The 18774-nt window shown below is 59.2% G+C and carries 23 protein-coding genes; 21 read left to right on the top strand and 2 right to left on the bottom strand.

Going from position 1 to position 18774, the window contains the following annotated elements:
* Positions 1-312: 312 nt before the first annotated feature.
* The 21 genes from pduA to ENTCL_RS08665 all read left to right on the top strand — a co-directional run bounded on the left by pduA (position 313) and on the right by ENTCL_RS08665 (position 17051).
* Positions 313-597, top strand: a complete 285-nt coding sequence (pduA, locus tag ENTCL_RS08765) for a propanediol utilization microcompartment protein PduA (RefSeq protein WP_012906330.1) — start codon at positions 313-315, stop codon at positions 595-597.
* Complete coding sequence (pduB, locus tag ENTCL_RS08760; protein ID WP_013365757.1) at positions 594-1406, top strand: propanediol utilization microcompartment protein PduB; 813 nt, start codon at positions 594-596, stop codon at positions 1404-1406. Before pduA ends, pduB begins: the two co-directional genes overlap by 4 nt.
* An 18-nt stretch (positions 1407-1424) precedes the next feature.
* Positions 1425-3089, top strand: a complete 1665-nt coding sequence (pduC, locus tag ENTCL_RS08755; protein WP_013365756.1) for a propanediol dehydratase large subunit PduC — start codon at positions 1425-1427, stop codon at positions 3087-3089.
* Positions 3090-3099: 10 nt separating this feature from the next.
* Complete coding sequence (gene pduD / locus ENTCL_RS08750; RefSeq protein ID WP_013365755.1) at positions 3100-3765, top strand: propanediol dehydratase medium subunit PduD; 666 nt, start codon at positions 3100-3102, stop codon at positions 3763-3765.
* A gap of 13 nt (positions 3766-3778) precedes the next feature.
* Positions 3779-4300 (top strand): propanediol dehydratase small subunit PduE, encoded by a 522-nt coding sequence (gene pduE, locus ENTCL_RS08745; protein ID WP_013365754.1) that lies wholly within the window; start codon positions 3779-3781, stop codon positions 4298-4300.
* A gap of 9 nt (positions 4301-4309) precedes the next feature.
* The gene (locus ENTCL_RS08740; protein ID WP_013365753.1) at positions 4310-6142 is read left to right on the top strand and encodes a diol dehydratase reactivase subunit alpha; all 1833 of its coding nucleotides are present in this window, start codon (positions 4310-4312) and stop codon (positions 6140-6142) included.
* Positions 6132-6482 carry a glycerol dehydratase reactivase beta/small subunit family protein gene (locus ENTCL_RS08735; protein WP_013365752.1) on the top strand — a complete coding sequence of 117 codons (351 nt, stop codon included), beginning with the start codon at positions 6132-6134 and terminating at the stop codon, positions 6480-6482. The genes ENTCL_RS08740 and ENTCL_RS08735 overlap by 11 nt, the downstream gene beginning before the upstream one ends.
* Before the next feature lie 19 nt (positions 6483-6501).
* Positions 6502-6777, top strand: a complete 276-nt coding sequence (gene pduJ, locus ENTCL_RS08730) for a propanediol utilization microcompartment protein PduJ (protein WP_004853788.1) — start codon at positions 6502-6504, stop codon at positions 6775-6777.
* Positions 6778-6785: 8 nt separating this feature from the next.
* A complete protein-coding gene (locus ENTCL_RS08725; RefSeq protein ID WP_203415272.1) occupies positions 6786-7256 on the top strand; it encodes a BMC domain-containing protein in 471 nt (156 codons plus the stop codon).
* The gene (locus ENTCL_RS08720) at positions 7256-7888 is read left to right on the top strand and encodes a phosphate propanoyltransferase (RefSeq protein ID WP_013365750.1); all 633 of its coding nucleotides are present in this window, start codon (positions 7256-7258) and stop codon (positions 7886-7888) included. Before ENTCL_RS08725 ends, ENTCL_RS08720 begins: the two co-directional genes overlap by 1 nt.
* Positions 7885-8376 carry a microcompartment protein PduM gene (gene pduM / locus ENTCL_RS08715; protein ID WP_013365749.1) on the top strand — a complete coding sequence of 164 codons (492 nt, stop codon included), beginning with the start codon at positions 7885-7887 and terminating at the stop codon, positions 8374-8376. The genes ENTCL_RS08720 and pduM overlap by 4 nt, the downstream gene beginning before the upstream one ends.
* A 3-nt stretch (positions 8377-8379) precedes the next feature.
* Positions 8380-8655, top strand: coding sequence for a EutN/CcmL family microcompartment protein (locus ENTCL_RS08710; RefSeq protein ID WP_013365748.1), 276 nt, complete (start codon positions 8380-8382; stop codon positions 8653-8655).
* A gap of 9 nt (positions 8656-8664) precedes the next feature.
* On the top strand, positions 8665-9672 hold the full coding sequence (pduO, locus tag ENTCL_RS08705) for a two-domain cob(I)yrinic acid a,c-diamide adenosyltransferase PduO (protein ID WP_013365747.1): 1008 nt from the start codon (positions 8665-8667) through the stop codon (positions 9670-9672).
* Positions 9669-11054: a CoA-acylating propionaldehyde dehydrogenase PduP gene (gene pduP, locus ENTCL_RS08700; protein WP_013365746.1), complete on the top strand. Its 1386-nt coding sequence runs from the start codon at positions 9669-9671 to the stop codon at positions 11052-11054. Before pduO ends, pduP begins: the two co-directional genes overlap by 4 nt.
* A gap of 10 nt (positions 11055-11064) precedes the next feature.
* Positions 11065-12177 (top strand): 1-propanol dehydrogenase PduQ, encoded by a 1113-nt coding sequence (locus ENTCL_RS08695; RefSeq protein WP_013365745.1) that lies wholly within the window; start codon positions 11065-11067, stop codon positions 12175-12177.
* On the top strand, positions 12174-13529 hold the full coding sequence (locus ENTCL_RS08690; protein ID WP_013365744.1) for a 4Fe-4S dicluster domain-containing protein: 1356 nt from the start codon (positions 12174-12176) through the stop codon (positions 13527-13529). The genes ENTCL_RS08695 and ENTCL_RS08690 overlap by 4 nt, the downstream gene beginning before the upstream one ends.
* Before the next feature lie 2 nt (positions 13530-13531).
* Positions 13532-14086 (top strand): propanediol utilization microcompartment protein PduT, encoded by a 555-nt coding sequence (gene pduT, locus ENTCL_RS08685; protein ID WP_013365743.1) that lies wholly within the window; start codon positions 13532-13534, stop codon positions 14084-14086.
* Entirely contained in the window at positions 14086-14436 is a 351-nt protein-coding gene (pduU, locus tag ENTCL_RS08680; protein ID WP_013365742.1) for a propanediol utilization microcompartment protein PduU, read from the top strand. Before pduT ends, pduU begins: the two co-directional genes overlap by 1 nt.
* Before the next feature lie 4 nt (positions 14437-14440).
* Positions 14441-14893, top strand: a complete 453-nt coding sequence (gene pduV, locus ENTCL_RS08675) for a propanediol utilization protein PduV (RefSeq protein WP_013365741.1) — start codon at positions 14441-14443, stop codon at positions 14891-14893.
* Complete coding sequence (locus tag ENTCL_RS08670) at positions 14878-16092, top strand: acetate/propionate family kinase (protein ID WP_013365740.1); 1215 nt, start codon at positions 14878-14880, stop codon at positions 16090-16092. The genes pduV and ENTCL_RS08670 overlap by 16 nt, the downstream gene beginning before the upstream one ends.
* A gap of 92 nt (positions 16093-16184) precedes the next feature.
* Entirely contained in the window at positions 16185-17051 is an 867-nt protein-coding gene (locus ENTCL_RS08665) for a GHMP family kinase ATP-binding protein (protein WP_013365739.1), read from the top strand.
* Here ENTCL_RS08665 and ENTCL_RS08660 read toward each other — a convergent pair.
* Positions 17043-17690, bottom strand: a complete 648-nt coding sequence (locus tag ENTCL_RS08660) for a precorrin-2 dehydrogenase/sirohydrochlorin ferrochelatase family protein (RefSeq protein ID WP_013365738.1) — start codon at positions 17688-17690, stop codon at positions 17043-17045. The two genes, ENTCL_RS08665 and ENTCL_RS08660, sit on opposite strands and share 9 nt — an antisense overlap.
* Positions 17653-18765 (bottom strand): threonine-phosphate decarboxylase CobD, encoded by a 1113-nt coding sequence (gene cobD, locus ENTCL_RS08655; RefSeq protein WP_013365737.1) that lies wholly within the window; start codon positions 18763-18765, stop codon positions 17653-17655. Before cobD ends, ENTCL_RS08660 begins: the two co-directional genes overlap by 38 nt.
* Between the last annotated feature and the right edge of the window lie 9 nt (positions 18766-18774).

Below are 18774 nucleotides of genomic sequence, written 5' to 3'. Positions count from 1 at the left end.
ACACTCATGATAATAAAATATTGCCAATAGCAGAGTGTTAATTTCAAACCAGCATCACATAATGATTTTATCGCATAGCAAAAGATATTTACCCTGTCACCTGTGAAAATGTAAATATGGAATAACAATAACCAAATAATCACATCACGAATATATAAATACATATTTAAAATCATAGATATACGAAGTTATAAAACAATTTTATACCATTGCTAAACCACTATTTTTCCACACTCGACTTCAGGTCAGCCATTCTTTTTCCTCGCTTCTTTTTATAGTCATCAACATCGGGAAAACCCAGGCGAGGTCTTTATGCAACAAGAAGCGTTAGGAATGGTAGAAACCAAAGGCTTAACTGCAGCCATAGAGGCCGCAGACGCAATGGTGAAGTCGGCCAATGTGATGCTGGTCGGCTACGAAAAAATTGGCTCAGGGCTGGTGACCGTCATCGTTCGCGGTGACGTTGGCGCGGTAAAAGCGGCAACAGACGCCGGTGCCGCAGCCGCACGTAACGTGGGAGAAGTGAAAGCCGTACACGTCATTCCACGCCCTCATACCGACGTAGAAAAAATCTTACCGAAGGGAATTAACCCATGAGCAGCAATGAACTGGTGGAACAGATCATGGCGCAGGTGATTGCCCGTGTGGCGACGCCGGAGCAAAGGGTCATCCCTGATACCCCTCATCCAAAACGAGACACGGCTATGGCAGAAAAGAGCTGCAGTTTAACGGAATTTGTTGGCACCGCCATTGGCGACACCGTCGGTCTGGTGATCGCGAATGTGGACAGTGCCTTACTGGAAGCGATGAAGCTTGAAAAGCGCTACCGCTCCATTGGCATCCTGGGCGCGCGCACCGGCGCAGGTCCGCACATCATGGCCGCCGACGAGGCGGTAAAAGCGACCAACACCGAAGTGGTCAGCATTGAGCTGCCTCGCGATACCAAAGGCGGCGCCGGTCACGGTTCGCTGATCATTTTAGGCGGCAACGATGTCTCTGACGTGAAACGCGGGATTGAAGTGGCGCTCAAAGAGCTCGACCGCACCTTCGGCGACGTGTACGCCAACGAAGCCGGACACATCGAACTGCAGTACACCGCTCGTGCCAGCTATGCGCTGGAAAAAGCGTTTGGCGCACCGGTTGGCCGCGCCTGCGGCGTGATTGTCGGCGCTCCGGCCTCTGTTGGCGTGCTGATGGCGGATACCGCCCTGAAATCCGCCAACGTCGACGTTGTGGCTTACAGCTCTCCAGCCCGCGGCACCAGCTTCAGTAACGAAGCCATTCTGATTATCTCCGGCGACTCCGGCGCGGTGCGACAGGCGGTTATCTCCGCACGAGAAATCGGCAAAACCGTTCTTTCAACGCTCGGTTCGGCGCCGAAAAACGATCGCCCGTCCTATATCTGAACTCCGTGAGGCTGATTCATGAGATCGAAAAGATTTGAAGCACTGGCGAAGCGCCCTGTGAATCAGGACGGTTTCGTTAAAGAGTGGATCGAAGAAGGCTTCATCGCGATGGAAAGCCCCAACGATCCAAAACCCTCGATAAAAATCGTTAACGGCGCCGTCGCTGAACTCGATGGCAAAGCGGCCAGCGCCTTTGACTTGATAGACCACTTTATCGCCCGCTACGGCATTAACCTGGCGCGCGCTGAAGAGGTCATGGCGATGGATTCGGTGAAACTCGCCAATATGCTGTGCGACCCCAATGTGAAACGCAGCGATATCGTTCCGCTCACCACCGCGATGACGCCAGCAAAAATCGTCGAAGTGGTGTCGCACATGAACGTGGTCGAGATGATGATGGCAATGCAGAAAATGCGCGCCCGTCGGACCCCCTCTCAGCAGGCGCACGTCACCAACGTTAAAGACAACCCGGTACAGATCGCTGCCGACGCCGCCGAAGGCGCATGGCGCGGATTTGACGAACAGGAAACGACGGTGGCGGTGGCGCGCTACGCCCCGTTCAACGCTATCGCTCTGCTCGTCGGCTCTCAGGTTGGCCGCCCTGGCGTGTTAACCCAGTGTTCGCTGGAAGAGGCCACCGAACTGAAGCTCGGCATGCTGGGCCACACCTGCTACGCCGAAACCATTTCTGTTTATGGCACTGAGCCGGTCTTTACCGACGGTGACGATACGCCGTGGTCGAAAGGTTTTCTGGCCTCTTCCTATGCCTCCCGCGGGCTGAAAATGCGCTTCACCTCCGGTTCCGGCTCCGAAGTGCAGATGGGCTATGCCGAAGGCAAATCCATGCTCTATCTGGAGGCCCGCTGCATCTACATCACCAAAGCCGCTGGCGTTCAGGGGCTACAGAACGGCTCCGTTAGCTGCGTGGGCGTGCCGTCAGCGGTACCGTCAGGCATTCGCGCTATTCTGGCGGAAAACCTGATCTGCTCGGCATTGGATCTCGAATGCGCCTCCAGTAACGATCAGACCTTTACCCACTCCGATATGCGTCGTACCGCGCGCCTGCTGATGCAGTTCCTGCCGGGTACCGACTTTATCTCCTCCGGTTATTCCGCCGTACCGAACTACGACAACATGTTTGCCGGTTCGAACGAAGATGCTGAGGATTTCGACGACTACAACGTTATCCAGCGTGACCTGAAGGTTGACGGCGGTCTGCGCCCGGTGCGTGAAGAAGACGTTATCGCCATTCGTAACAAAGCCGCCCGCGCGCTGCAGGCCGTCTTTGCCGGGATGGGGCTGCCGCCTATTACCGACGAAGAGGTCGAGGCCGCGACCTACGCGCACGGCTCAAAGGATATGCCGGAACGTAACATCGTTGAAGACATCAAGTTTGCGCAGGAGATCATCAGCAAAAACCGCAACGGTCTGGAAGTGGTGAAAGCGCTGGCCCAGGGCGGGTTTACCGATGTCGCCCAGGACATGCTCAATATCCAGAAAGCCAAGCTGACCGGGGACTATCTGCATACCTCCGCCATTATCGTCGGCAGTGGACAGGTGCTCTCGGCGGTCAATGACGTCAACGATTATGCCGGTCCTGCAACGGGTTATCGCCTGCAGGGCGAACGCTGGGAAGAAATTAAAAACATCCCTGGCGCACTTGATCCCAACGAGCTTGGCTAAGGGGTGAACAATGGAAATCAATGAAAAACTGCTGCGCCAGATAATCGAAGACGTCCTGTCCGAAATGCAGACCAGCGATAAGCCGGTTTCGTTCCACGCGCCGGTGTCGGCCGCGCCCGTCGCGACCGCTGGCGACAGCTTTCTGACCGAAATTGGCGAAGCCAGACAGGGTACCCAGCAGGATGAAGTGATCGTGGCCGTGGGTCCGGCGTTTGGCCTCTCCCAGACCGTCAATATCGTCGGGTTACCGCACAAAAGCATTCTGCGCGAGGTGATCGCCGGGATTGAAGAGGAAGGCATTAAGGCGCGCGTGATCCGCTGCTTTAAATCCTCTGACGTCGCGTTTGTCGCCGTTGAAGGCAACCGCCTGAGCGGATCCGGTATCTCCATCGGTATCCAGTCAAAAGGCACTACGGTCATCCATCAGCAGGGGCTGCCGCCGTTGTCGAATCTGGAGCTGTTCCCGCAGGCGCCGCTGCTGACGCTGGAAACCTATCGTCAGATTGGTAAAAACGCCGCGCGCTACGCCAAGCGCGAATCGCCGCAGCCGGTACCCACGCTGAATGACCAGATGGCGCGGCCGAAATATCAGGCGAAGTCCGCCATTTTGCACATTAAAGAGACGAAGTATGTCGTGACGGGCAAAAACCCGCAGGAACTGCGCGTGGCGCTCTAATAAGGATCCCTTTATGAATACCGATGCAATTGAATCGATGGTTCGGGACGTGTTGAGCCGCATGAACAGCCTGCAGGGCGATACGCCCGCGCCTGCTGCGGCAGTTAGTCACTCAACGCATGCCGCAAAAGTGAGCGACTATCCGCTGGCGAATAAACACCCTGAGTGGGTAAAAACCGCGACCAACAAAACGCTGGATGAGTTCACTCTGGAAAATGTCCTCAGCGACAAGGTTACCGCGCAGGATATGCGCATCACGCCGGAAACGCTGCGTATCCAGGCGGCTATCGCCAGAGATGCCGGACGCGATCGCCTGGCGATGAACTTTGAGCGTGCCGCCGAACTGACTGCCGTGCCGGACGATCGAATCCTCGAGATCTACAACGCTCTGCGTCCGTACCGCTCCACAAAAGAGGAGCTGATGGCCATCGCGGACGATCTTGAACGTCGTTACCAGGCGAAAATTTGCGCGGCGTTTATCCGTGAAGCCGCTGCGCTGTACGTCGAACGTAAAAAGCTCAAAGGCGACGATTAAGGGGCCGCTATGCAATATATCGCTGGCATTGATATAGGCAACTCATCGACAGAAGTCGCGCTGGCGACCCTGGATGAGGCCGGTGCGCTCACGATTACCGGTAGCGCGCTGGCGGAAACCACCGGAATCAAAGGCACATTGCGTAACGTGTTTGGGATTCAGGAGGCGCTTACGCTTGCGGCCAACAACGCAGGCATCAGCATCAGCGATATTTCGCTCATCCGCATCAACGAGGCTACGCCGGTCATCGGTGACGTCGCGATGGAGACCATCACGGAAACCATCATCACCGAGTCCACCATGATCGGCCACAACCCGAAAACGCCGGGCGGCGCCGGCCTGGGCGTGGGCGTCACCATTACGCCGGACGCTCTGTTAACCCATCCGGCGGATACGCCCTACATCCTGGTCGTGTCGTCGGCGTTCGATTTTGCCGACGTCGCCGCCATGATTAACGCCTCTGTCCGCGCCGGATATCAGCTAACCGGCGTTATTTTGCAACAGGACGACGGCGTGCTGGTCGGCAATCGTCTGGACCAACCGCTGCCCATCGTTGATGAAGTGCTGTACATCGACCGCATTCCGTTGGGGATGCTGGCGGCTGTTGAGGTCGCGGTTACTGGCAAGGTCATTGAGACGCTTTCCAACCCCTACGGGATCGCAACGGTGTTTCATCTCAATGCCGACGAGACCAAAAATATCGTGCCGATGGCGCGGGCGTTGATTGGCAACCGCTCCGCCGTGGTGGTGAAAACGCCGTCGGGCGATGTGAAAGCGCGCGCCATTCCCGCCGGGAATATTGAGCTGCAGTCGCAGGGACGCACGCTGCGGGTCGATGTTGCCGCAGGCGCCGACGCCATTATGAAAGCCGTCGGCGAATGCCCGAAACTGGATAACGTGACCGGTGAGGCCGGGACCAACATCGGCGGCATGTTAGAGCATGTGCGCCAGACGATGGCGGAGCTGACCAACAAGCCGAGCTGCGAGATCTTTATCCAGGATCTGCTGGCTGTCGATACATCCGTTCCGGTCAGCGTTACCGGCGGTTTGGCCGGTGAGTTCTCACTGGAACAGGCCGTAGGGATTGCCTCAATGGTGAAGTCCGATCGCCTGCAGATGGCAGCGATCGCCCGCGAAATAAAGCAGAGGCTGAACGTTGATGTCCAGGTCGGCGGCGCCGAGGCCGAGGCCGCCATTTTAGGCGCCTTGACCACCCCAGGTACGACCCGTCCGCTGGCGATTCTGGATTTAGGCGCTGGCTCTACCGATGCCTCTATCATTAACCCGAAAGGCGAAATTATCGCCACTCACCTCGCCGGCGCGGGCGACATGGTCACCATGATCATCGCCCGCGAGCTTGGTCTGGACGACCGCTATCTGGCCGAGGAGATCAAAAAGCATCCGCTCGCCCGAGTGGAAAGCCTGTTTCATCTGCGCCACGAAGACGGCAGCGTGCAGTTCTTCCCTGCTCCGCTGCCGCCTGCGGTATTTGCCCGCGTTTGCGTGGTGAAACCTGATGAACTGGTGCCGCTGCCCGGCGACCTGGCGCTGGAAAAAGTCCGCGCTATTCGCCGTAGCGCCAAAGAGCGTGTTTTTGTCACCAACGCCCTGCGCGCGCTGCGTCAGGTCAGCCCAACCGGCAACATTCGCGATATTCCCTTTGTGGTGCTGGTCGGCGGCTCGTCCCTGGACTTTGAGGTTCCCCAGCTCGTCACCGATGCGCTGGCGCACTACCGGTTGGTGGCCGGGCGCGGCAACATTCGCGGAACCGAGGGGCCGCGGAATGCCGTCGCCACGGGGTTAATCCTGTCATGGTACAAGGAGCTCGCCCGTGGACGGTAACAGCAGCGCGCCGGCAATCGTTATTTCCCCCCTCGGCGACAGTATCCAGGCCTGGAACGACGTGCTGCTCGGCATCGAAGAAGAGGGGATTCCCTTCGTTATTCAGCCGCAGGATGACAGCGATGTCACCCGCTGCGCCTGGCTGGCGGCGCGACGGTCGCCGCTGCTCGTCGGCATTGCCTGCGACAGAGAAACGCTGGTTGTGCATTACAAGAATTTACCCGCATCAGCGCCGCTTTTTACGCTGACGTATCGCCAAAACAGCCTTGACCGACGACGCACCGGCAACAACGCGGCAAGGTTAGTCAAAGGGATCCCCTTTCGGGATCTGAATGCCTAAGCAACAGGAGAATCGCAGTATGAATAACGCACTGGGACTGGTTGAAACAAAAGGGTTAGTCGGCGCAATTGAAGCCGCAGATGCCATGGTGAAATCCGCCAACGTGCAGCTGGTCGGCTACGAAAAAATTGGCTCAGGACTTGTGACCGTAATGGTTCGCGGCGACGTTGGCGCCGTGAAGGCAGCCGTTGACGCAGGCAGCGCTGCAGCCAGCGCGGTTGGCGAAGTGAAATCCTGCCACGTGATTCCGCGTCCGCACAGCGACGTGGAGGCCATTTTACCGAAGTCAGCCTGAAGTCAGCAATGAAGGAGCACAGCGTGAAGCAATCACTGGGATTACTTGAAGTTAGTGGTCTGGCATTAGCCATCAGTTGCGCGGACGTCATGGCGAAAGCCGCCTCCATCACGCTGGTTGGCCTCGAAAAAACCCAGGGTTCAGGCTGGACGGTGATCAAAATCACCGGTGATGTGGCATCCGTGCAGTCCGCCATCATCACCGGCGCCAGTTTTGCCGACCTGCAGAATGGTCTGGTGGCGCAAAAGGTTATCGCCAGACCCGGAGAGGGGATTCTGTCTCGTGAAACGGTGACGGAGTCATCGTCCGTTCCCCCCCTGCAACCTGACGCTGAAGCCGCTGGCGAAGAGCCGGTGCCGGAAGCGGCACCTGAAGAGCGGGTTATCAGCTGCAATCTGTGTCTGGACCCGGCCTGTCGGCGGCAAAAAGGCGAACCCCGGTCACTCTGCCTGCATGCCGGTAAACGAGGTGACGCGTAATGGATAAGCAACTTCTGGAGACGACGGTCAGCAAAGTGCTGGATGAAATGCGGGAGCGCCCTATTCCGCTGGGCGTTTCCAGCCGTCATATCCATCTCAGCGCGAAGGACTATGCACGCCTTTTTCCGGGCCAGCCCATAAGCGAGAAAAAAGCGCTGCTGCAGCCCGGGCAATATGCGGCGGACCAAACCGTCACCCTGGCGGGCCCAAAGGGCGAGTTAAACAACGTTCGCCTGCTGGGACCGTTGCGGAACGTAAGCCAGGTGGAGATTTCCCGTACCGACGCCAGAACATTAGGTATCGCCGCGCCGCTGCGGATGTCCGGCAACCTCAGCGGCACACCGGGCGTACGGCTTATCAGCCCGTATGGCGAGCTGGATTTAACGTCTGGTGTGATCGTCGCCCAGCGCCATCTCCATATGTCTCCGCTTGATGCGCTAATCCTGCGCGTTGCCCACGGCGACAGCGTATCCGTTGCCATTGAAGGCGGTGAGCGGCGGCTGATTTTCGATAACGTCGCCGTTCGCGTCTCGCCGGATATGCGTCTTGAGATGCATATCGATACCGATGAGGCCAATGCGGCGGGGGCCGATAGCCCGCAGGCGTTCGCAACGCTGGTAACCCCGCGATGAACGGTGAACGGCTGCAGCACGTCATTGAGGAGGTGATCTCCCGCCTGCAACAACGCGCGCAAAGCTCGGCCACGCTCAGCGTCAGACAGCTGCGGGAAGCGAATCTGCGGTTCCTGCTTTGCCAGTATTCCACCCTGCGCATTCTGCAGGTTGACCTGCCGCTGCTGGAGCAGATTGCCCGGCGGGATTCGTCAGATAACACGGCGGCCATCATTCATGAAGCGCTGGCGTGGGGAGCCTGTATACAGCTGTCGGTACAGCATCAATTACTGTCAGCGCTGCCGGTGACAAGGCTGGCCCGTTTGCCGCTGGCCTTCTGCGATGAGCGGGGACAGCCCGTTATTTTGCACCCGGCCCGGCTTTTAAGTTACGCCGACGTTGCGCGCCTTCGCGGCGAAACGCTGGTGCTATCTCGCCGGTGCGTGGTAACTGCCCTGGCCCACGATGCGGCGAGTTCGCGACATATCCAACTTATTACGCAGGAGTAAACCATGCATCTTGCTCGCGTTACAGGCGCGGTGGTATCCACGCAAAAATCCCCCTCGCTGGTAGGGAAAAAACTCCTGCTGGTGCGCCGGGTAAGTGCCGATGGAGAGCTTCCGCCCCACCCTGTCGCCGGGGACGAAGTGGCGGTTGATTCGGTTGGCGCTGGCGTCGGCGAGCTGGTGTTGCTCAGCAGCGGCTCCAGCGCCAGGCACGTGTTTTCCGGGCCGAACGAAGCCATCGATCTGGCCGTGGTCGGCATTGTCGACACGCTTTCTCGCTGAGGGGGAATTATGGCGATTTACACCCGTACGGGCGACGCAGGCACTACCGCCCTGTTCAGCGGGCAGCGCGTCAGCAAAACGCACCCGCGCGTTGAAGCCTACGGCACGCTTGATGAACTCAATGCCGCCCTGAGCCTGTGTTTCTGCGCCGTAGCCAGTGAGCCGCATCGTGCGCTGCTGGAGTCTGTCCAGCAGCAAATTTTCTGGTTCAGCGCCGAGCTGGCCTGCGAAGACCAGGCGCCAGCGCCGGATCAGCGCATCATCAGTGCGGAACAGATAGCCGCGCTGGAGGCGGCGATTGATACCGCCATGGGGCGCGTGGCGCCACTGCGCAGTTTTATCCTGCCCGGCCGCTGCGAAGCCGCAAGCCGCCTGCATTTGGCCCGCACGCTGGCCCGGCGGGCCGAGCGACGTCTGGTGGAGCTCTGCGCAAGCGTGCCCGTCAGGCATGAGCTACTGCGTTATATCAACCGGCTCTCGGATTGTCTGTATGCGCTGGCGCGCGCCGAAGATAGCGATGCTCATCAGCGCAACATCATTCAGGAGGTGACGACGCGTTATCTGGCGTCAGCGCACGCTCCATCCGCGAAGGAACCCGCTATGTCTCTCTCTTTTCAGGATCTTCATCAGCTCACCCGCACAGCCGTGGAGCGGGCGCAGGCGCTGCTGGTGCCGGTTGTCGTCAGCATTGTTGATGCCAACGGCACCGAAACCGTGACGTGGCGAATGCCGGATGCACTGCTGGTCAGCAGCGAGCTGGCGCCCAAGAAAGCCTGGACCGCCGTGGCGATGAAAACCGCAACGCATGAGCTTGCCGGCGCCGTACAGCCTGGCGCGCCGCTATACGGGCTGGAAAGCCATATGCAGGGAAAAGTGGTCACCTTTGGCGGCGGCTACCCGCTGTGGCGCGACGGATTACTCATTGGGGGTCTTGGCATCAGCGGCGGCAGCGTTGAGCAAGACATGGAGATTGCACAGGCCGCCATTGCGGCCATTAACGTGGGAACACATCAATGAAGACTTCTGAGCTGGAAACCCTCATTCGGCGCATTTTGAGCGAACAGCTGGCCCCCGCGAAAGCGGAAACAAAAACGCACGGTATTTTTTCGTCCGTCGACGAGGCCGTCGATGCCGCCCACCAGGCCTTTTTACGTTACCAGCAGTGCCCGCTTAAAACCCGCAGCGCCATCATCAGCGCCATTCGAGACGAGCTGGCGCCGCAGCTCTCAGCGCTGGCGGAAGAAAGCGCAGCAGAAACGGGAATGGGTAACAAAGAGGACAAGTTTCTCAAAAATAAAGCGGCGCTGGATAACACGCCGGGCATCGAAGATTTAACCACCACCGCCCTGACCGGCGACGGCGGCATGGTGCTGTTTGAGTACTCGCCGTTTGGGGTAATAGGCGCCGTGGCCCCGAGCACGAACCCGACGGAAACCATCATCAACAACAGCATCAGCATGCTGGCTGCCGGCAACAGCATTTACTTCAGCCCACACCCTGGCGCGAAAGCGGTGTCGCTCAAACTGATTGCGGCGATCGACGATATCGCCTTCCGCTCCTGCGGGATCCGCAACCTGGTAGTGACCGTGGCTGAACCCACGTTTGAAGCGACCCAGCAGATGATGGCGCACCCGAAAGTTGCCGTGCTGGCGATCACCGGCGGTCCGGGCATTGTGGCGATGGGAATGAAGAGCGGTAAAAAAGTGATTGGCGCAGGCGCAGGCAACCCGCCGTGTATCGTTGATGAAACCGCTGACCTGGTAAAAGCGGCGGAAGATATCATCAACGGCGCGTCGTTTGATTACAACCTGCCCTGTATTGCCGAGAAAAGCCTGATTGTTGTTGAGTCGGTTGCCGGGAAGCTGATTCAGCAGATGCAAAGCTTTGGCGCGCTGCTGCTTACCCCGGCAGAAACCGACAGGCTGCGCGCAGTTTGCCTGCCCGAGGGGCTGGCGAATAAGCGGCTGGTCGGCAAAAGTCCGTCGGCCCTGCTTGAGGCCGCCAGCATCGCCGTTCCCGCAAAAGCGCCGCGCCTGCTCATTGCCGTGGTGAATGCTGACGATCCCTGGGTCACCCGCGAGCAGCTGATGCCGATGCTGCCGGTAGTTTACGTGCCGGATTTTGACCGCGCGCTGGCGCTGGCGCTGAAGGTTGAGGAAGGTCTGCACCACACCGCCATCATGCACTCGCAGAACGTTTCACGGTTGAATCTGGCTGCCCGGTCTTTGCAAACCTCCATTTTTGTGAAAAACGGACCGTCCTATGCGGGCATTGGCGTCGGCGGCGAAGGTTTCACCACCTTCACCATCGCCACGCCCACCGGTGAAGGCACCACCTCAGCGCGAACGTTTGCCCGTTCCCGCCGCTGCGTGCTGACTACCGGTTTCTCAATCCGCTAACGAGGTGGCGATGAATACCTTTTCACTGCAAACCCGTTTGTACAGCGGACCGGGAAGCCTGAAAGCGCTTGGCCGCTTTACGAATAAGCATATCTGGATTATCTGCGATGGATTTCTGGCGCGATCGTCGCTTATCGACACGCTGCGCGCTGCGCTTCCGGCCGATAATCGCATCAGCATTTTCAGCGAAGTCACCCCGGCCCCCACGATTAGCACAGTGGCGCAGGGGATTGAACAGATGCAGTCTCTGCGTCCCGATGTGGTGATCGGTTTTGGCGGCGGCTCGGCGCTTGATGCAGCAAAGGCGATTGTCTGGTTCAGCCGTCAGTCTGGCGTCGAAATCGAAACCTGCGTGGCAATCCCCACTACCAGCGGCACCGGTTCAGAAGTGACCAGCGCCTGCGTCATCAGCGACCCGGACCAGGGGATTAAATACCCGCTGTTTAACAATGCGCTGTACCCGGACATGGCAATTCTCGACCCGGTGCTGGTGGTCAGCGTTCCGCCCGCCATCACCGCCAATACCGGTATGGACGTCCTGACGCACGCGCTCGAAGCGTATGTCTCTTCGCGCGCCAGCGACTTCACGGACGCGCTGGCAGAAAAGGCCGCTCAGCTTGTATTTCAGTATCTCCCCGTCGCGGTTCGCAAAGGCGATTGTCTGGCAACGCGGGGCAAAATGCACAATGCCGCCACGCTTGCCGGGATGGCCTTTAGCCAGTCGGGGCTTGGGCTCAATCATGCGATTGCCCATCAGTTGGGCGGTCAGTTCCATCTGCCGCACGGCCTGGCGAACGCCCTGCTGCTCGCGCCGGTGATCCGCTTTAACAGCGCCGATCCGCGTGCGGCAAAACGCTATGCCCGGTTCGCGAAAGCCTGCCATCTGTGTCCGGACAGCGCAAACGACACGGCCAGCATCAACGCGTTAATTCAGCACATCGGGCAGCTTAAAAAAGCCTGCGCGATCCCCGCGCCGTCCGTCGCGCTGCACGAGGGTAGGCAAAGCTGGCCGCAGCGCATACCGGCGATGGCTAAGGCGGCGCTGGCGGACGTAACGCTTAAAACCAACCCCCGTACGGCGGATATGGACGCCATTGCTGAACTGCTTGAGGAGCTGTTATGAATACGGCGCTGAATACTGAATCCTCTTGTTACGATGCGCTGACCATCCGCGACGCTGTTCGCGCGGCTGGCGTGGTCGGCGCCGGTGGCGCAGGGTTTCCGACACATATCAAACTGCAGGCGCAGGTCGATACCTTTCTGGTGAACGCTGCGGAATGTGAGCCGCTGCTGAAAGTCGATCAGCAGCTGATGGTTCAGCAGGCCGACCGCCTGATTCGTGGCGTACAGTACGCAATGAAAGCAACGGGCGCCAGCGAGGGCATTATTGCGCTAAAAGAGAAATATCAGCCTGCTATCCACGCGTTAACCCCGCTATTGCCCACCGCTATCAGGCTGCACATTCTGCCTGACGTGTACCCGGCAGGGGATGAGGTGCTCACTATCTGGATGGCGACGGGTCGTCGCGTGCCGCCCGCCGCGCTCCCCGTCAGCGTCGGCGTGGTGGTTAATAACGTACAGACCGTGCTGAATATCGCCAGAGCCGTTGAGCAGCAGTATCCGGTGACGCGCCGGACGCTGACCGTCAACGGCGCGGTCGCGAAGCCGCTAACGCTGACCGTACCTGTCGGCATGTCCCTACGGGAGGTTCTGGCGTTGGCCGGGGGCACCACCGTGGACTCACCCGGATTTATCAACGGCGGCCCGATGATGGGCAGTCTGATCGCCTCGCTGGATAGTCCAGTAACAAAAACCACCGGCGGCCTGCTGGTTCTGCCGGGCTCTCACCCGCTGATCCAGCGCCGTATGCAGGATGAGCGCACCGTGCTGTCCGTGGCCAGAACCGTGTGCGAACAGTGTCGTTTGTGCACCGATCTCTGCCCGCGGCATCTCATCGGCCACGCGCTGTCGCCGCATCTGCTGGTACGCGCCGTCAATTTTCAGCACACCGCCACGCCGCAGATGCTGCTCAGCGCCCTGACCTGCTCGGAATGCAGCGTCTGTGAAAGCGTGGCGTGCCCGGTCGGCATCTCGCCGATGCGCATTAACCGTATGCTCAAACGTGAGCTCCGGGCGCAGAACCTGCGCTACGAAGGGCCGCTGAACCCTGCCGATGAGATGGCGAAATACCGCCTTATACCGGTGAAACGGCTGATTGCCAGACTGGGGCTGAGCCCGTGGTATCAGGAGGCGCCGCTCTCAGAGGTTGCATTCACCACCGAAAAAACCACGCTGCTGCTGCGCCAGCATATTGGCGTGAGCGCCACCCCCTGCGTGCAAACGGGCGACCGCGTCGTGCGGGGTCAATGTGTTGCCGATATCCCGCCGAATGCGCCAGGCGCGCCGGTTCACGCCAGCATTGACGGTATTGTCAGTGACGTGACGGAACAGGCCATTACCGTTGTAAGAGGTTAACCATGTCTCAGGCTATAGGTATTTTAGAACTCACCAGCATCGCCAAAGGGATGGAAACCGGCGATGCGATGTTAAAAAGCGCCAGCGTGACGCTGCTGGTCTGCAAAACGATCTGTCCGGGTAAATTTCTGCTGATGCTGGGCGGCGATGTCGGCGCGGTACAGCAGGCAATCGCCACCGGCGTCTCTCTTGCCGGGGAAATGCTCGTCGACAGCCTGGTGTTACCCAACATTCATGCCAGCGTGCTCCCGGCAATCAGCGGCCTGAACGGCGTTGACCAGCATCAGGCCGTGGGGGTCGTTGAAACCTGGAGCGTGGCGGCCTGCATCAGCGCAGCGGACCGCGCGGTAAAGGCCGCGAACGTCACGCTGGTGCGCGTGCATATGGCGTTCGGCATTGGCGGCAAATGCTACATGGTGGTCGCCGGAGAGGTTTCCGACGTGAGCAATGCCGTGACCGTCGCCAGTGAAAATGCGGGTGAAAAGGGCTTACTGGTCTCCCGCGCCGTGATCCCCCGCCCGCACGAAGCGATGTGGCGTCAGATGGTGGAGGGATGATGGACAGACAGCCGACGACGGATCGCATGATCCAGGAGTATGTGCCGGGTAAGCAGGTCACGCTGGCGCACCTGATCGCAAATCCCGGTAAGGACCTGTTTAAGAAGCTGGGTTTGCAGGATACGGTTTCCGCCATTGGCATTCTGACCATTACGCCAAGTGAAGCCGCCATTATCGCCTGCGACATTGCCACCAAGTCCGGCGCCGTAGAGATAGGTTTTCTCGATCGCTTTACCGGCGCGGTGGTGCTGACGGGCGACGTCTCAGCGGTCGAGTATGCGCTTAAGCAGGTGACCCGCACGCTGGGGGAAATGATGCGCTTCACCGCCTGCCCCATCACGCGGACATAATGCCATGAAACGCATGATGCTAGTTGGGCCCAGCCGGTGCGGAAAAACATCGCTCACCCAGTGCATGCGCGGGGAGGCGCTGCACTATCAGAAAACGCAGGCGATCGTCTGGTCACCTGCCGCCATCGACACTCCCGGCGAATACCTTGAGAACCGCTGCCTGTACAGCGCGCTGCTGGCCAGCGCCTGCGAGGCGGATGTTATCGCCCTGGTACTCAGCGCGGATGCGCCCTGGTCGCCTTTCTCGCCCGGCTTTACCGGGCCGATGAACCGGCCGGTGATTGGCCTGGTCACTAAAGCGGATTTAGCAAACGCACAGCGCATCTCCCTGGTCGCAGACTGGCTGACGCAGGCCGGTGCGGAAAAAGTCTTCATCACCAGCGCGCTGACCCACTCAGGACTCGACGAGATGTTCGCCTTTTTGAATACAGAGGAGCCCTCATGTCTTACAAAATAATGGCCATTAACGCGGGCAGTTCATCCCTGAAGTTTCAGCTACTGGCGATGCCGCAAGGGAGTACGCTCTGCCAGGGGCTCATTGAGCGTATTGGGATGCCGGATGCGCGGATAACGCTAAAAACGCCCGCCGAGAAATGGCAGGAGACGCTGCCCATCGCCGATCATCGTGAGGCGGTCACGCTGCTGCTGGAAAAGCTGTCGGGCTATCGCATTATCCGAAGTCCAGAGGAGATTGACGGCGTGGGTCACCGCGTGGCGCACGGCGGTGAAATCTTCAAAGATTCCGTGCGCGTCACCGACGAAACGTTAGCGGAAATTGAGCGCCTTGCCGAACTGGCACCGCTGCACAATCCGGTTAACGCTCTGGGCATCAGCGTATTTCGCCAGCTGTTACCTGACGTGCCCGCCGTCGCCGTTTTTGATACCGCTTTTCATCAGACGCTGGAAGAACCCGCCTATATCTACCCCCTGCCGTGGCGCTACTATTCGGAGCTGGGTATTCGACGCTACGGGTTTCACGGCACCAGCCATAAATATGTCAGCGCTACGCTCGCCGAAAAGCTGGGCGTGCCGCTAAGCGCGCTGCGCGTCGTGTGCTGTCACCTGGGCAATGGCAGCAGCATTTGCGCCATCAAGGGCGGTCGGTCGGTCAATACTTCTATGGGATTTACGCCCCAGTCCGGCGTGATGATGGGCACCCGTAGCGGCGATATCGACCCCTCCATTCTGCCGTGGGTCGCCCTGCGCGAAGGCAAATCGCCTCAGCAGCTTAATCATCTGTTAAACAACGAGTCGGGGCTGCTGGGGGTTTCCGGCGTATCACCAGATTACCGCGACGTGGAACAGGCCGCAGAGGGCGGAAACCGCCAGGCGCAGCTTGCCCTTACGCTGTTTGCCGAACGCATTCGCGCCACCATCGGCAGCTATATCATGCAAATGGGCGGTCTGGATGCGCTGGTTTTTACCGGCGGTATTGGCGAGAACTCCGCTCGCGCCAGGGCGGCAATCTGTCAGAACCTGCACTTCTTAGGGCTGATCGTCGACGAAGAGAAAAACCGGCAAAACGCCGCCTTTATTCAGGCTGAAAACGCGATGGTTAAAGTTGCGGTCATTAATACCAATGAGGAGCTGATGATTGCCAGAGACGTGATGCGTGTCGCCCTGACGGAAACTGTGACCCAGCGCGTGCCTGCCTGACATTGCCGCACGGCAAATTGCGGCAAATCATGGTAATAGCGCGATCGCCATGACACTATGCCCCGGGAATTGCTGACCAGAAAGGTGAAAACGTGGCTGTTGCGCAGTGCCCCGCATCGTGCGGAGAACTTATCCAGGGCTGGATTTTGGGCAGTGAGAAACTGGTCTCCTGCCCCGTCGAATGGTACAGCACCGTTGAGGTCAGCCACGGCTCGCCGTTGGCGAATGAACGCCCGCTGTCACGCGCGATGGTTGAACGGCTGCTGCAGCACTGGGATTACCCGGCGCATCTGAGCCAGGACATCCGTATTGATGTCCATTCGACGATCCCCGTTGCCAAAGGCATGGCCAGCAGCACGGCGGATATCGCCGCCACCGCCGTTGCCGCCGCCCACCATCTGGGACATCAGCTGGATGAAAGCACGCTGGCGGCGCTGTGCGTTTCGCTTGAACCCACCGACAGCACCGTGTTTCGCCAGCTAACCCTTTTCGATCACAACGATGCCTCCACGCAGATCGCCTGCAACACGCAGCCTGAGCTCGACCTGCTGGTGCTCGAAAGCCCGCAAACGCTGCGTACCGCAGATTACCATCGAATTCCACGCCAGGCGGGGCTACACGCCGGCGCGCCGGCGCTGAAGCGCGCATGGGAAAAGGTGCAGGAAGCCTGCATGACGCAAAACCCCTACCGGATGGGCGAAGCAGCCACCCTCAGCGCCATCGCCAGCCAGACGCTGTTGCCCAAACCGGATTTTGATGCGCTGCTGTCACTGGTGGAAGAGTGTGATTTGTACGGCGTGAACGTGGCGCACAGCGGCAGCGTTGTGGGGCTGATGCTGGACAGACGCAAAGATGACGTAGACCATGTCAAATGGCTGCTGGCGAAAAAACAGCTCGCCCGCCACTGGCCTGAACAGCATCTGCTGCGGATGGTAAACGGCGGCGTGATCCTACGCTGATAGCAGCCGGTGCCGGATAAGCCATTCCACCTGCTGCTCAACCTCCGCCGAATTGCCCTGCTGTAAAGCCTGCTGTAGAGGGCCGTGCTGAAAAAACGCGGTCCAGAATGTCCGTTTGCGCTCCCGATCGCTGCACGCGTTATTCACTCTCTCACGGAGGCTTCCCGCCAGTAGCACTCTCTCACGCATGCCTGCGGGAAGGTGTCCGGCAACATGCGCTTTCAGAATTTTGCTGTACACCGGCGCGTTGCCCCCGCAGCTCAGGGCGATAATGACCGGCGAACGGTCGATAATGGCCGGAGTGATAAACGAGGCCGCCGAAGGGTCATCAACCACATTGCAAAACACGCGCTCCGCGCTGGCAGCCTCAGCAACCTGGCGGTTCACCACGGGGTCGCTGGTCGCAGCGATCGCCAGCCAGCACGACTCAAGATGCTGCGGCGAAAAAGGCGCCTGCCGCCACTCGATATCATACTGCGCGCGCAGATTGTCCAGCTCCGGCGTAATGGCTGGCGCCACCAGACGCAGCAGCGCCCCGGCCGCCAGCAGGCCTTGCGCCTTATGCGTCGCCACCCGTCCGCCGCCGACGATCAGGCAGCGTTTATCCTGCAGGCGGCAAAAGATTGGAAAATATTCCATCGTCAGCGTCGTGTAAAACGTGAGTAAGCGCCTCGATAAACCGGCGGTTTTCCGCTTCGGTACGCACGGCAATCCGGTACCAGGCGCTATCAAGCCCCGGATAGTTTTCGCAGTGGCGGATAAGAATATGGTGGCGCAACAGCGCCGCCTTCAGGTTGAATCCCTGGCGCAGGCAGCGAAAGAAAATAAAGTTGGCCTCCGGCTTCCAGACCATCAGTGATGGAAAGCGCGCCATCGCCTGCAACAAAACGTCGCGCTGCCGGGCGATATACGCATGGCTGCGCGAAATATAGTCCTCATCCGACAGCAGGTGTTGCCCCACAAGCGCGGAGAAGGCATTCACGGACCAGGGCTCGCGGGTGCGTTTCAGATGGTGAATGGTTTCCTTATTTCCGCTCAGCAGATACCCAAGGCGCAGTCCGGGAATGGCGAAAAACTTGGTCAGGGAACGCAGCAGGTAGAGATAGCGTGACCCGGCCAGCCGCGGCGCCAGTGTTGAGCCCTGCGGCAGAAAATCGATGAAAGCTTCATCAACAATCAGCGCGATGTGCAGCTCTTCGCACAGCGAGGCCAACCGGTCGAGCAGTCCGGCGTCAGGCATTAATCCGGTCGGGTTATTGGGTGTTGCAATAAACAGGCAGTCGGGTCTGTGGGTACGCACAGCGTCCAGTAACGCGAAGTCCACCTGGAACCCGTCCTGCTCACTCAGCGCATAGTCAATTATCTGGCACCCCTGCTGCTGCAGCGCCCGACGGTATTCAGCGAACCCCGGCACCAGCAGCATCGCGCTACGGGGAGCAAGGGTACGCACCAGGCCGTAGATCAACTCCGTTTCGCCATTACCGGCAATCGTCTGGTCATACTCGCACCGATTGGCGCTGGCCAGCGCCTGATGGAGATGCCGGTACTCAACGTCAGGGTAATGCGTGATGATATCCAGGTGGGACACAATCAGCGCCCTGACGCGCTCAGGCAGCCCTAACGGATTGATATTCGCGCTGAAATCCAACAGTAACGCGGGGTCAATACCCAGCTGCTGCCCCGTTTCTACCACGTTACCACCGTGCTCGCTCATTCGTTTCTC

It is taken from the genome of [Enterobacter] lignolyticus SCF1 (assembly GCF_000164865.1).
GTDB classification, from domain to species: Bacteria; Pseudomonadota; Gammaproteobacteria; order Enterobacterales; family Enterobacteriaceae; genus Enterobacter_B; species Enterobacter_B lignolyticus.
This window is presented reverse-complemented; position numbering and strand designations above follow the sequence as displayed.